Origin of the sequence: uncultured Draconibacterium sp. (genome assembly GCF_913063105.1) — a bacterium.
Classification (GTDB): domain Bacteria; phylum Bacteroidota; class Bacteroidia; order Bacteroidales; family Prolixibacteraceae; genus Draconibacterium.
Genome location: NZ_CAJXYQ010000014.1, coordinates 56,547 through 71,092, shown reverse-complemented (window position 1 = coordinate 71,092; position 14,546 = coordinate 56,547). Strand labels below are relative to the sequence as shown.

The 14,546-nt window shown below is 40.3% G+C and carries 12 protein-coding genes; 7 read left to right on the top strand and 5 right to left on the bottom strand.

Features of this window, described 5'->3' with window-relative positions; all coding sequences use genetic code 11:
* Positions 1-5: 5 nt before the first annotated feature.
* Together QZ574_RS13680 and QZ574_RS13675 are read right to left on the bottom strand one after the other, a co-directional pair.
* On the bottom strand, positions 6-1,892 hold the full coding sequence (locus QZ574_RS13680) for a biotin/lipoyl-containing protein (RefSeq protein WP_297090432.1): 1,887 nt from the start codon (positions 1,890-1,892) through the stop codon (positions 6-8).
* Between the two features lie 136 nt (positions 1,893-2,028).
* The gene (locus QZ574_RS13675) at positions 2,029-2,277 is read right to left on the bottom strand and encodes an OadG family protein (protein WP_297090430.1); all 249 of its coding nucleotides are present in this window, start codon (positions 2,275-2,277) and stop codon (positions 2,029-2,031) included.
* Between the two features lie 640 nt (positions 2,278-2,917).
* Between QZ574_RS13675 and QZ574_RS13670 the strand changes: the two genes are divergently transcribed.
* Together QZ574_RS13670 and QZ574_RS13665 are read left to right on the top strand one after the other, a co-directional pair.
* The gene (locus QZ574_RS13670) at positions 2,918-3,370 is read left to right on the top strand and encodes a cold shock domain-containing protein (protein ID WP_297090428.1); all 453 of its coding nucleotides are present in this window, start codon (positions 2,918-2,920) and stop codon (positions 3,368-3,370) included.
* Between the two features lie 46 nt (positions 3,371-3,416).
* The gene (locus tag QZ574_RS13665) at positions 3,417-4,160 is read left to right on the top strand and encodes an NYN domain-containing protein (protein ID WP_297090426.1); all 744 of its coding nucleotides are present in this window, start codon (positions 3,417-3,419) and stop codon (positions 4,158-4,160) included.
* Between the two features lie 67 nt (positions 4,161-4,227).
* On the opposite strand, the gene QZ574_RS13660 is transcribed toward QZ574_RS13665, so the two are convergent.
* A complete protein-coding gene (locus QZ574_RS13660) occupies positions 4,228-7,170 on the bottom strand; it encodes a DEAD/DEAH box helicase (RefSeq protein WP_297090424.1) in 2,943 nt (980 codons plus the stop codon).
* Between the two features lie 160 nt (positions 7,171-7,330).
* On the opposite strand from QZ574_RS13660, the gene QZ574_RS13655 reads away from it, so the two are divergent.
* From QZ574_RS13655 to QZ574_RS13635, 5 genes are all read left to right on the top strand, one after another.
* A complete protein-coding gene (locus tag QZ574_RS13655; protein WP_297090422.1) occupies positions 7,331-7,981 on the top strand; it encodes a carbohydrate-binding family 9-like protein in 651 nt (216 codons plus the stop codon).
* Between the two features lie 320 nt (positions 7,982-8,301).
* Positions 8,302-9,870, top strand: coding sequence for a hypothetical protein (locus QZ574_RS13650; protein ID WP_297090420.1), 1,569 nt, complete (start codon positions 8,302-8,304; stop codon positions 9,868-9,870).
* 12 nt (positions 9,871-9,882) lie between these two features.
* The gene (locus QZ574_RS13645; protein ID WP_297090418.1) at positions 9,883-10,548 is read left to right on the top strand and encodes a TIGR02594 family protein; all 666 of its coding nucleotides are present in this window, start codon (positions 9,883-9,885) and stop codon (positions 10,546-10,548) included.
* A 51-nt stretch (positions 10,549-10,599) separates the two neighbouring features.
* Positions 10,600-11,100 (top strand): hypothetical protein, encoded by a 501-nt coding sequence (locus QZ574_RS13640; protein WP_297090416.1) that lies wholly within the window; start codon positions 10,600-10,602, stop codon positions 11,098-11,100.
* A gap of 53 nt (positions 11,101-11,153) precedes the next feature.
* Entirely contained in the window at positions 11,154-11,657 is a 504-nt protein-coding gene (locus QZ574_RS13635) for an O-acetyl-ADP-ribose deacetylase (protein WP_297090414.1), read from the top strand.
* A gap of 174 nt (positions 11,658-11,831) precedes the next feature.
* On the opposite strand, the gene QZ574_RS13630 is transcribed toward QZ574_RS13635, so the two are convergent.
* Positions 11,832-13,127 carry a class II aldolase/adducin family protein gene (locus tag QZ574_RS13630; protein ID WP_297090412.1) on the bottom strand — a complete coding sequence of 432 codons (1,296 nt, stop codon included), beginning with the start codon at positions 13,125-13,127 and terminating at the stop codon, positions 11,832-11,834.
* An 18-nt stretch (positions 13,128-13,145) separates the two neighbouring features.
* Positions 13,146-14,507: an FGGY family carbohydrate kinase gene (locus QZ574_RS13625; protein ID WP_297090410.1), complete on the bottom strand. Its 1,362-nt coding sequence runs from the start codon at positions 14,505-14,507 to the stop codon at positions 13,146-13,148.
* Positions 14,508-14,546: the final 39 nt, after the last annotated feature.

Here is a 14,546-nt window from a genome sequence, read left to right as displayed (position 1 = left end):
TAGTTTTATGCCAGTTGTACCAAAACATCGTCTTCATCCACATTGTCGCCGTTGGCCTTTAAAATACCAAGCACGGTACCATCGTTTTCAGCCACAACAGCATTGTAGGTTTTCATCGATTCGATATAGCAAATCAAATCACCTTCTTTAACCGTATCGCCAACTTTTAATGCTTTTTCCGATGTATCTTTTGTTAACATAAACTTTCCTTCAAGCGGGGCAATCACTTCAGCAGCCACATTTCTGTTTGCAGCTGGCGCAGCTTCTACTTTGGCTGCCTGGTTGCCCGCTCCATTTCCATTTGAACCTGCCGCCACTATATCGTTATAGCTAACGCCAACTTTAAATTTCTCGCCATTCACATCAATTACCATCGATTTTGGCTCGAAAGCACCTGCCGGCACCTCAACTTTCTGTAGTTTTGGATCTTTTGCAGCTTTCTTTTCTGCCAGATCGGCCTCAAAATCGGCTTTTGCTTTACCCGATTTGTAAGCACGATACTGCTCGGGGTGCATCGCTAATTCAAACAATTCTTCGTCGTCCTGACCATAATCCCAACCATTGTCGTCCATTTCTTTTCTGAACACGTCCAGGTTATCAGGATACTGCTCTTGCGGAACGCCGGTAAAAAATGCTTTTCCTTTTTCTTTGGCCAGCTCCTTAATTTCAGGAGCCAATTCTCCGGGTAGCTTTCCTGATTTACCGATAATCATATCCCAAATATTATCGGCAATCATACTCCAGCGCTCGCGGCCTTTAATTACCTGCAACACATTCATTAGTGCCAGGTTTTTAACGTACTGGCTAAATGGAGTTACCAAAGGCGGATAGCCCAGTTTTGGCCAGATATATTCTACTTCTTCAAACAACTTAATTAGCAGGTCGTCCTGGCTTAAAGTTGGTTTATTACGTTTAGTCAGCCACTTATTTAAACTCTCGAGGTTATTACCCAGGTCGGCCATTAAACTCCCCATCATTCCTCCGGGTAGTCCTGAGCCAATCAACAGGGAGTTCATATGGCGGTTTTTCGGGTTGATGTAGTAGCCCAGAAAATCGTCGATAAACTCCTGCGTCATCGCGCGTACCTCCATGTAAGCTTTCATGTTTACTTCTTTAACAGCAAAACCGGCATCTTTTAACATGCCCTGAACAGCCAATACATCGGCGTGGCCTGTACCCCACGATAGTGGTTCCATGGCTACATCAACATAATCAACCCCGGCACGTGCAGCCTCTAAAATGCTTGCCATTGAGAAACCCGGGCCTGAGTGACCATGGTACTGCACCGTAGTTTTTGGATGAGCTGATTTTATGTTTTTTATGATTTTACCGATAAACGCCGGACGACCAATACCGGCCATATCTTTTACACAAATTTCGTCGGCACCCATTTCAATTAAGGTATGGGCCAGGTTTGTATAATATTCCACCGTATGCACTTCCGAAATGGTTAAACTCAAAGCTGCCTGCGAAATCATTCCTCCTTCTTTGGCAAACTTAATGGAGTTCTCCAGGTTGCGCGGATCGTTCAATCCACAAAACGAACGGGCAATATCGGTGCCTTGCAATTTCTTTACTTTAAACATTAGTTTACGCACATCAGCCGGTACCGGGCTCATACGAATACCGTTTAAAGCACGCTCCAACATGTGCGTCTGAATACCTGCATCGTTAAACGGTTGTGTCCATCTGCGATTGGCAATATTCGGATTCTCGCCAAAAAGTAAATTAATCTGTTCAAATCCACCACCGTTGGTTTCAACCCTGTCGAAACACCCCATATCGATAATTGCTGGTGCAACTTTCTCTAACTGTTCTACTTTGGGAACATACTTCCCCGATGATTGCCACATGTCTCTATACAGCAAACTAAATTTAATCTCCTTGTTCATTACTGATTATTTTTGGTTTATGGAAAATTTTGAGGCACCATTTACTTCTAAGCCTTAATTATTTCTCCCGTTAACATTCTCAAAGTGGATCCCTTCTCCGGAAGTTGCTTAAAAAAGTAGCACCTGTTAACTTTACTTACAATTTTTCTACCGATGTTATTTTACCTTTTCCGCGGGTAGTAATTTCAACAGCCGAAACAATAGCGGCCAGTTTGTTGGCCTCAATTTCTGCCACAGTACTGGTTTGAACTGCCGATACTTTCGAAGGAACAGCCCAAAACCGGTTGGTAATTTGAATAATGAGCCGACCTAAAACCACTACCATAATGAGGATAAAAAACACGGTACTCATGCCCGTAAGCATTAATTTTAAAGCTTCGTTCATTTCTGGTTTTTATTTAAATTGATTTTTTAAAGCCTGCAAATATAAATTTCGTAATCACATAGAACCATTTTTAACTTTCGTTTTGATAGTTTTTAAAGCTTTTTTCTTTCATTTTGAAAGTTTTAATAAAGAAATAATTCTTTTTTATTACCCAACGAATTATTAGTTAACCAATTACACGAATGAAAAGAAACTTCATCCCCAAACCTGCTTTACAACATAAATATCAGATACTTAACATTAAGGTTAGATTGGAAGAGTGTTCTAATGCAAAAAACGAAGGCCTTGAGGCTAACTGAACTTAAGCTCTGTATGATAAAATTTCCGAAATCTTCGGATTGTAAAAGATAGCTAAAAAAGCGAACAGGTTTAAGAATTTTAGGCTTTTGTCAGCCAATGTATCGTGTAAACATTTGTTAGGGGCAAGCGCTTTAAAATCTTTAAAATTAATGTACCTTTGTGGCAGATTTTAGTTTTAGGTTTAGGAAAATAGCTCATATCTGCGAATCCCCCGGCTCTGGATACTTTGTCTTCTTTTTTTAAATCTTATCTTAAAACAACAACGCAATTTTTTAATAAGCTATTTGTGCATTTCTTATCTTTATGGCAAATTAGCTAAAATCATTATACAAATTATTACATGGCAAGATCAAAAGAATCATTTAACAAAAAAGAAGTAAGAAAAAAACAAGAGAAAAAGCGAAAAGAAAAAGAAGCAAAAAGACAAGCCCGCAAAGCAGGTGAGAGCAACTCGGGACTGGACGATATGATCGCCTATGTTGATGAGTTTGGAAACATTACCTCTACGCCTCCTGAACCTTCGGACAAAGAAGAAATTAAAGCGGAAGACATTGATGTGAGTGTACCAAAAGGAGGTTACGGAGAAGAAGAACCGAGCGAACAAAAAGGAATTGTATCGTTTTTTAACGAACAAAAAGGTTATGGTTTTATTCGTAACCTGCAAAACAATCAAAACCTTTTTGTACACATCAACAATGTAGAAGGCACCATAAAAGAAGGCAACCGGGTTAGCTTTGAAGTGGGTCAGGGCGATAAGGGCCCCATTGCGATGAATGTAAAATTATCGGATTAAAAGTTGACAAGAAAGCAACTTCGCAAAAAGCAAAACAGTTACCGCTATGGGAAAAGATTTGATGCTTGCAGTGCTGATTGACGGAGATAATATTCCTTCAGCTTACCTGAAAGAGATGATGGAAGAAATTGCCAAATACGGTAATCCTACCATTAAAAGAATATATGGCGACTGGACCAAGCCGGGTTTATCAAAATGGAAAAACCTGTTGCTTGAAAATGCCATAACTCCGATACAGCAGTACGGTTACACAACGGGAAAAAATGCCACCGACTCGGCCATGATTATTGATGCCATGGATATTTTATACAGCGAGAAAGTGAATGGTTTCTGTTTGGTATCAAGCGACAGCGATTTTACCCGCCTGGCAACTCGTTTGCGCGAAGCTGGCATGCATGTAATCGGGATTGGTGAGAAAAAAACTCCCGACCCGTTTATTGTTGCCTGCGACCGTTTTATTTATCTCGAAATTTTAAAAGGCAGGTCGAAAGAAATTGAAAATACAGTAGCCGACAAAACCGAGAAAAAAGGTAGCTTCGACAACATTACACCAAAAGTTATACGGCTTATCTCAACAACCATATCAGACCTGGCCGATGAAGATGGCTGGGCTTTTTTAGGCGATGTAGGCAGTTTGCTGCAAAAGAAACAAGCTAATTTCGACTCGCGGAATTATGGTTTTGAAAAACTAACCCCATTAATTGATTCGATTGGAAAATTTGAAATTGACCAGCGCGACAGTTACAAGGGTAAATTTAAATTGATTTACGTACGGAATAAAAAACGATAAGGGAAGGTAAGGTTTTCAATAAAAAGTTGGCACCCGGCTTATTTGTTTTACTGCAGTTTTGGATTCCTTACTTAAACAATTCTACAATGTCTTCCTGAGTAATCTGCTCAAAAGGATTATTAGAGTTTATAAATTTATCAGCCAGCGAGCTTTTCCGCTCTTTCAGCTTTTGTATTTTTTCCTCAATCGAGTTTTCGGTAATAAAACGGTACACAAAAACGTGCTTGTTTTGTCCAATTCGGTGCGCCCTGTTTATGGCCTGGTTTTCGGCTGCAGGATTCCACCACGGATCAATTATAAAAACATAATCAGCCTCGGTAAGGTTGAGTCCTACCCCACCCGCCTTTAGCGAAATTAAAAATATACGGTTATCCTCTTCTTCCTGAAAACGACTAATTACTTTTTCACGTTTTGTAGTCTGTCCCGTTAGCTTACTATATTTCCATTGTTCTTCGGCGATTCTTTTCTCCAGCAATTCAAGGTGCGTTACAAACGACGAAAATACCAATACTTTATGCTTTTCGGCTACCAGGTTGCGTAACATCCTGAATATTTCGTCGAACTTACCCGACCGGGCATCGCCAGTGGCTTCGGCCAGCGTAGGGTGATTTGCCAGCTGACGCAGCTTTGTTAAGCCCTGCAAAACCACAAACTGCGATTTTTTAACCCCTTCTTTTTCTATTGCTGAAAGGATGGTGTTACGAATAACCGATTTTTCCTGTTCATAAAGTTTTTGTTGATCGCCGGCCATGGGACAAATGCGTATTTCCTCCATTAAGGGAGGCAGGTCTTTGGCGACCTCGTCTTTTTTACGGCGTAAGACAAATGGCCTGATCATGAGCTGTAATTTATCCATTTGCTCTTCGTTGGCATGTTTTTCAATGGGCGTAATAAAGGCTCTTTTAAAAAACGAAAGGTTGCCCAGCATGCCCGGATTCAAAAAATTCATTTGCGACCACAAATCGGAAAGCGAATTTTCGATGGGAGTACCGGTAATAACCAGCTTATAACGGGCCTTTAAATCCATTACCGCCTTGTAGGTTTTCGAGGTAGAATTTTTTATCGACTGGCTTTCGTCTAAAATAAGGTAGAAAAACTCTGTCGCACGCATTAAGTCAATATCATTGCGCACCGTTCCGTAGGTGGTTATTACAATATCGTAGTATGGTGTTATTTTATCGAGCTGCTCGGCTTTCTTACGTTGTGTTCCCACATGCTGATAGATTTTTAAGGCCGGAGTAAACTTTTTAATTTCGTTACTCCAATTGTGCACCAGCGACGTTGGTACTACAATTAAACTTGCCGGTTGCACTACTGATTCGGTTTTAGATGCACTGGTAAACAAATTGTGCTGCCCCTTGGAATCAAAAGGATCCTGCACCACAATTCCCTGTTTCATTCGTTTTAACTTCGACAAAAGGGTAAGCGTTTGCAGGGTTTTTCCCAGGCCCATATCATCAGCCAGACAACCGCCCAAGCCATTTTTATACAAACCATACATCCAGTTAAAACCTTCTTCCTGGTAGCTTCGCAGTGTGGCTTTTAAATTCGTGGGTAAAACTGGCTGTTCCATGTCGGCATTAACCAGTTTCTGGTACTTCTGTTTAACCTCTTTATCTACCTCCTGAATTGAATTTTGCAAAAGTGTAAAATGGTGCTTTTCAAATTTAATATGCTCGCCTTGTTGTTTGCCAAAAGGTAAAAGCCCCTTGTAACGTGCAAACCACTCTTCCGGGAGTACTGCTACTTCACCATTAGGAAGTTCAAACTCCCTGATATCGTTTAAGATATATTTTTTTAATTGAATAAAGGGTATGCTAAACTGTCCGAATTTTACAACCGCATAAACATCAAACCAATCGCCTTTTGTTTGTGTTTTAAGCTCTAACTGCTGGGTGCCGGTGAAATATTTTTTCTCTAAATGTTGCTGTTGAACCCTAATGCCTTGTTTTTCAAGTTCCGGCCGTTTGTTGTTTAGCCAGTTTACAAAAAAATAGAGCGCATTTTGTGGCTCCAGCAAGGAAACCCCGTTTATGGTATACGAACCGTTATCTTCTTTTAGTCCTGTTTGGTGTATGCATTGCAGCACTTCTTTCTCCCATTCAAAATCGCGTGTAGTTTTTGAATACACAAAAGTATCCTTTTCCTTTTTAAGGCTTACGGCAATCCTTCTCCCCGATCCGGGTACAAATTTCTCATCGCCATATTCAAAAGTAAGCACCAAACAGGGTTGGTACTGCAAGTTATTTTCAAGCGATAAAACTGCCTTTTTTCCCGTTTCCGCATCAAGTATTTTAAATCCCCGGGCTTTTACGTGATAATCGCGAACGGTATTCAGCACAAAGCCCGAGTAGTATTTGTCTTCAATCGTATTTGGAACTGTTACAAAGTCTTTTTCAAAGAATGGTAGTAGCTTTTTTGCATTTAATTTTTCGAAAGCTACCAGTTGATTGCGGTAAAGTAATAAACAGGGGTCGTTAGTTACCACCTGTATGGTACGGGCTGAAAGCGTTATTTCATTTTCTTCAAGAAATATTCTCAGTTTATAACGGGTAGCTGATGCTGTACGTTCAAACTCGAATTCCGGACGCGCAAAAAGAGGAGGAACGGCAATTTCATCCTCATCATACAGATTCGAGTATTTTGCCTGTTTTCTGAAAAGCCGAACCGGACTCAGCATTAAAACGCTGCACACCTGCATCATACATTTTTCGATAAAAGGAGTTACCTGTTTTTCGAAATAGCCCTTTTTTAAGGTTGCAAAAAAGGCTGAAACACTTGCTGCCCGCGAGAATTTTTTGGTTAATACTTCGTCGCTGTATTTTTCTATTAAATGCACCAATTCCTTTTCGTAGGGCTTAAAATTGTAATCCGTACCACTTAAATCATGTGGTTTTACCAAACGCTCAACAGCATAAAACCGCTCTTGCTTTTCAATCAAAAAAGGTTGAAACACCATTCCAAGATAACGGTGTTCTGTTAATGCTATTACAAACTCAAACTGATCCATTAGGTTGATTCACAAAAAGCGGCATAAACTGCAGAACAAAATTTACTGCACTACACCTGTTAAAAGAACCCCAAATATACAAAAGCTGCCGGTTAGCATAAGAGTCTTATGCCGCAAAATTCAGAGAAAAATAACATCTTTACTGAAGAAAATTTTGAGCATGAAAAATCTGATTGTAAAAAAAATTGCAACTAATAATACACTGTCAATAGCCGAAGCAGCTAAGCTACTTGAAAAATACACCAGCCTGGAAGATATTGCCACTTTAAACTGGAAAAACACTTTTCCTTACCGGCCAAAGATTCAGTTCAGGATGGCCCATACCGGGAATGAGATTTGGCTAAAATTTTATGTACGGGAGAAAAATATTCTGGCTGAGACTACTCAAATCAACGGCGATGTTTATAAAGATAGTACGGTTGAATTTTTTATCTCGTTTGACAACCTTAACTATTACAATTTTGAATTTAACTGTATTGGCACACCCCACATTGCGTATGGTCTGGGGCGAGGCCAGCGTACTTTCATTTTGCCCGAAACCATTCGAAAGATTAAAATTGAATCGAGCCTCGGAACTCAGCCGTTCAAAGAAAAATCGGGTGATTTTTTGTGGGAAATGATGATTTGTATACCGATACAATGTTTTGCCTTTGACAAAATAACAAGTCTGGATGGATTGCAGGCAACAGCAAATTTTTACAAATGCGGCGACGCCACTTCCGATCCTCATTTTGTTACCTGGAACCCGATAGAGACTAAGAACCCCGATTATCACCGTCCGGAATACTTCGGGAAAATAATATTTGAGTAGTACTAAAGCAGAAACAAATGCCTCCAAAAGCCGTAATTAACAAAATTAGTTGCGGCTTTTTTTTAATCCCCATTAACGGCCACGCATAAATTAATACCAATTAGTTGTTATTTATCGCTTCATTTCATAACTTGTAAATCCAATTAATTTACAAGCCCGTAAGTTGTGACCCGGAATAATTATACAAACACAAATTATGATGTATACGCTGCTTTTTACTGGACGCATTTTTTTTAAAGCTCATGGCTTTCTGCAGAGATTAATAGTGCCTTCTCCCTCTGATTTTAATACAAACAAAACACATCAATAAATTCATTATTATGACTACTTATTACGACATTCACTGCCACATTTTTAACAAAGATGTTATTATTCGCAAACTGGTTAATGTGGTTCAATCGTTACTTGCCATTAAAGACCTGCTTGAGAAAGAAGCCACTTCGGCAGAATTAAAGTTTAAAATAGACGGGATTAACCGAACGCTGGAAGATGTAACCCAGGAAACAAGTGAAGATGTTTTTGAGGCACTTGACCAGGTATACCAGGGAAATGTGGTCACCACCCCCCTGATGTTCGACCTTACTTATGCCGACGATAACGATGATGATGAAAACCAAAACAAACGTTACCGACGCCGGATAAAAAGAATATTCTGGCTCATTTCGGTAGCTTTGCCTTTTATTAAAGCCCGCGTAAACCGTAAACTAAAAAGCCCCGAACTGGCCGAAGCCTTTGATAAGATAAAAAACCGCGTTAAAGAATTTGAGGAAAGTTTTGATAAAAAATCAGATGAAGAAGTGGAGATTTTTGACAATGCCAACTACGACCAGCAAATTGCAGACCTCGAATACCTGGCCTATAAATACGAAACCATTAAGCCATTTTTTAGTATCGATCCGCGCCGCGAATATAAAGGCAACGTAAAACTTACCGATAAACTCAAAGAAAAAATAATTGATGAAAACGGCCGGTTTGCCGGAGTCAAGCTGTATGCACCGGCCGGTTTTTCACCAACCGATCCTATTTTAATGGGCACCTCAAAAGAAGCAGGCATTTACGAATTATGCCAGCAACATAATATTCCCATTACTGTTCATAACTCCAACAGCGGCTTTGCATGTTTCTCTTCGGTGCTAAAAGTACGCGGCGATGTTTTACTAAATGGAAACATTGTAAAACCCAAAAAGCCTCTCACTTTTGACAATCGGTTTTTTAGCCGAAAGGTCAGCCACGCCATTGCCGAACGTGCAAAAAAGCTGAATCATCCAAAATTGTGGGAACTTGTAATGAAGAAATTTCCGGGGCTCACCATCAATTTTGCCCACTTTGGCGGCAGTGGCCAAATAATGGAATATGTAAATTACTCCATTCCGCACAAACGTATTGATGAAGATGAATTTGAAGATGCGATACTGCCCCTTTCAAACAAAGACAAAGACCTTATTCGCCAGGCCTATAAACTAAACCGCAGAAAAAGAATACTGCGCGATGATCTCAGCATTGCCGAACGTGCCGAGGTATGGAACGCTTTGTATCGTGCCGGATTTATTGATAACTGGGCAAAAGCAATTTTCGACATCATTAAAAATCCCAACTACCCCAACGCCTGCACCGATTTGTCTTGTTTTTCCGAAGGAACAATAATTGAATCTCCGGAAAATAACGAAGCAATATTCAGTATCAGAGAAGAATTAAAAACATTTAAAACAAGCTTTTTCGACAAGTTGAGCGATTACGAAAAATCTAAAATACTATACGGCTCTGATTACTACCTGACACAGTTTTTCGGGCCAAGTATGGAACAATATTTCAATGATTTTAAAGACGCTTTTGGCAACGATTTTGAAACCATTGCCAGCATTAATCCTAAACGTTTCTTAAACCTTTAACTCATAAAACAAATGGAAGATTTACTAAAAATAGCTTTTGCTGAACTTGGTACAGAAGAGATTGTTGGTTCAGAACATAATCCGGAAGTGCTGAAGTATGCCGAGGAAGCGGGTATTAAAGGCATTACCACCGACGAAATTCCATGGTGCAGCAACTTTGTTAATTGGGTAGCAATGAAAGCAGGCCTTGAGTTCTCTAAAAAACCCAATGCCCGCTCGTGGTTAAACATTGGCGTTAAAACACTAAATCCGGAACCCGGCGATGTGGTTGTTTTTTGGCGCGAGAGTCCGGAATCGTGGAAAGGACACGTTGGCATTTTTCTTGGCATTTCAACCGATAAAAAACGCGTATACTGCCTGGGCGGTAACCAGGGAAACCGTGTTTCTGTTTCGGCCTACCGAATTAATACTGTTCTTTCCTATCAGCGCCTGGCAGCACAGCAGCAACTTATTATTCCTGATCCCATTTTGCAGCGTGGCAGCAAAGGCACGGCGGTTGTAGCCCTGCAAAATGCGTTAAAACTGCTGAATATTAATGTGGGTACCTCTGATGGTGATTTTGGGCCAAAAACCGAAAACGGAATTAAAGAATTGCAAACCCGCAAACCCGAACTCGAGATTAATGGAATTTACAATGCTGAGACACGCAATTTATTAGAATCACTATTTCAGGCATAAACCATGGTTTGGCTGCCTGTTAAATCTATAAATCATTAAATCCAAAAAATTATGGCAACAAAAGTAGCAGATCTAACTACTGATGACTTTTTATTGCTCCTTGAAGATTTTCATGCTGAGCCTAAAAAGCGTAACAAAATGACCGAAGCCGAAATAAAAGATTTGGCCATGAGGTTAAACGAAAAAATTAATGTTCCTTTTATTGAAGAAACTGGTGAAGAACGGATTTTGATTAAAGTAATTTTCAAAATCGACACCTTTTTGTACGATCATCTACCCAACGAATTTTATGATGTTATAAGAAGTACCGACCGGGGCATTTCTGACAAAGAAGCACGGCGCCTGGTACGACGATTAACCCGACTGGCGAACCAAAAAATAGACATCCCGTATTTGCCGGAAGCCGTTGAGCATTACGCCATTAAGTTTGTTATCGGAATGTTTGTAAAAGCAGCCCGCAAGAAACTGAATTTTGATGAAGTTAGAGCCAGCTCTTTAGCATTGACTGTTCCCGAAAGCGATGAAGATATAGAAACCATTGTGGAAGACTAAAAAGATGGCCCCGGAGTAACAAAAAGTAAGTAACTTGGGGAAAATTTAAGACCATGACTGAAATTTTGTTACACCGGGGCGACATTACAAAGTTAAAGGTTGATGCCATTGTAAATGCTGCAAACCAAACCCTATTGGGCGGTGGTGGCGTTGATGGAGCCATCCACCGTGCTGCCGGCCCGGAACTACTTAACGAGTGCAAAACACTAAATGGCTGTAAAACCGGTCAGGCAAAAATTACCCAAGGGTATAAACTTCCTGCCAAACATGTGATACACACGGTTGGCCCGGTATACAAAGGTGGACGATTTCAGGAAGCCGAAAAACTTACAGCTTGTTATGAGAGCTGTCTGCAATTGGCCGCTCAACATAAAATTAAAAGCATTGCTTTTCCGAATATAAGTACCGGCATTTATGGCTATCCGAAAAATGATGCTGCAAAAATTGCCACGACTGTGGTTAAACAATTTTTTGCTGTTCCATCCAGCATCGAAAAGCTGATTTTTTGTGTGTTTGACGAAGAAAACTACACGATTTATAAAGAACTTTTAAAATAGTTTTAGATAGATTTTCAAATCCTACTCCTCGCCTACCCAAAACATCGAACGAACAGCACCTAATTTTAGCTTACATTTGGTTGTGTTCTGTTTTGCATCATTAGCCGACACAGTGTTTTCAAGCACTGAAATATTTCCATTGTACGGATTCCATTTCCGTAGTTTTAACTTAGTCTAACTCAAAAACTTCATCCTTAAATCTTCCACCTGTGCATCGTTAATAGGTATTAACTTGCCCAGCGAAGCTCCCATTGTCAACGATTTTGCACTAAATTCGGCAACTTCCAGTTTATCAAATGTTCCTAAAAGGTTATCGCCGGTTACCAAAACCGAATCGTTGTTAATAATTACGGCAGGTGTATTTTCCGAAAGAGTCTCAAGAATAGCTTCTTCTCCGGCAAAGTGCGAACCGAATGGCATGTTTGGAATATCTTGCAGGAAAATCCAACTTTCGGGGATAGTGCGTACATCTATTTTTTCACCCGTAACGCTGTAAGCCATTAAATACGGTGTTTGTGTTAGGATGATTGAATTTACATGCGGAAAACGTTTATAAATTTCCTGATGCAGCCAGGTTGCGCGACTCGGAATTTTACCGGGCTCGCGTTTACCATCTTTTATCTGAACGATATCGTCTAAGGTAATATCCCAACGTGCCACATTGGTTGGTGTAATCAGAAAATCGTTGCCTTTCCAACGTACGGAAACCGTTCCGTACGAACTTATCATTAATCCCTGGTCGCAGGCACGCAGTACAATTTTCCTGATTTGCTCGCGAATTGCACGTTCTTCTGAGCAATACTTAACATCCACCATTTCAGGCAACAAACGCGGAATTTGATTTTCAAATTCGTCAATTTGCTCATCGGTTAAATAATTTGGAGTGCCAATGGTTTTTCCATAAATGAGCGTACGTGCGCAAAACTCCATGGTCTCGAAACGTTGGTAGGCATCGTTTAAATCGCTACCTCCAACTACGGTGCCGTGGTTTTCCATAATAACGGCGTTAACACCTTTGTCAAATTCTTTTGCAATTACTTCGCCAAGTTCGTTGCTGCCAGGCAATGCATAAGGTGCGTAGCCAATCGGTCCACACACATTTTTAGCCTGAGGAAGTACGTTGGTATTTGGAATCTGGCGAACAATGCTAAACGAAACCAAAGCCGGAGGATGTGCATGGATTACCGCTTTAATTTCAGGGCGGCTTTTATAAATGGCAATGTGGAACGGGTATTCCGACGATGGTTTGTGCCGGCCCTCAATCGTTCCGTCTTTACGCACGCAAACCATATCGGTTGGGCGCAAAGTACCTTTATCAATTGCCGATGGAGTTACCCAAACATCGCCGTTATCGTCGATAATTGAAATGTTTCCTCCGGAAGTTGTTGTTAATCCGCTGCGGTAGATTTTATCGATTATCATTGTAATCTGATCGCGCGGATGCATCAATTTTGTGTCTAATTTTTTCATCGTTCCAATTTCTGTTTTTTATTCTATCACACCCAAATCCAGTTTTGCAACATCCACATCAGAGAACACATCAGCAATTACCATTGCGGCTCCCAATGCACTTGAGTTATCTATTTCCGATACCAGTACTTTTTTCGCCGGGAAATTTTTTTGCAGCAAGTGAATAAATATGGGATTGCGTGCAAAACCTCCTGAAACATAAAGGATTTCTGTTTCGTCGTTGGCAGGTATTACCAGCTTAAGCGCTGTTACACACAGCTCCGATAAATCAATCATTAATTTGGTGTACGCTTCTTTGTAACTTTCAAACTTGCTCAAATACACCGTTTCCAAGCCCTCTTCAAAACTCTCTTTTCCATTCGGGAAATAAACCGGGTTGGGGTACTTTTCTAACAGGCTGTTTAACCGTACATCATCCTTTTTTACTGTTTTAAAGGCATCATTTTCCACGCCGAAATATTTTGCCAGTTTTGCGGCCCAAACCTCGTGAAAATGGCCCATAAACAAACGCGAAGATTTTACCTGCTCTTTATTTGGGGTAAGAAAACACAAACAATCCTGTGCCAACTGGCTTTCGGTTAAAGGTTCGGTGTTGTATGGATTCATATTTATGCACCAGGTACCGGTAGAAACCAAAATAAATTTTGCAGGGCTGGCCTTTAAATAAGGTGCCAACGAGGCCGAGCTGTCGTGAATTCCGATACCAACCTTTACTTTTTCGCCATAAATTTTTACCGGAAAAACCGCATCGTTCGAAATGGGTTCGGGCAACGAAATGCCATTGTCGCCAAGCCATTGATGGTATTCCATTTTATCGAAATCCCACATAAAAGTATGGCATCCGATGGAGGTGGGTTCCGAGGTAACTTTTTTAGTAAGCGAATACGACAGGTATTGCGGAAGGTGCAGAATTGACTTTGCCTTACCAAACACTTCCGGTTTTTCTTTTTTCAACCATAAAGTTTGAATTCCTGAGTTCAGCAAAAGACCTAAGGCCGGGCTTGCCGTTTTTCGGCAAAATTCGCTTTTACCGTCGTATCTGGCAAAAAGGTCTTCCGAAATCGAATCAGGAATTTCTTTCAGATAATTGTAAACAGGTGTAAGCTGCTTGCCGTTTTCGTCCAGAAACATTAATGAAGCACCGTAAGTCGAGAAATTTACACCCACAAGCTTAAACTCCTGCTTTCTGGTAGTAATTTCGGCCAGTGTTTTTGAAATCCAGGTGTAAATTAAGTCAATATCATCACATTCAAAACCATCATCATCTAAAACCACCGGAAATTTCTCTTCGTGCTGATAAACAACCTTAAATTTATTATCAAACAACAGTATTTTTTTGTTGGTTTTTCCGATATCGAAAACAGCAATTACTTCAGTCATCTCTTTAATTTTAAAAGATTAGCCTCTCTTGCCACTTAA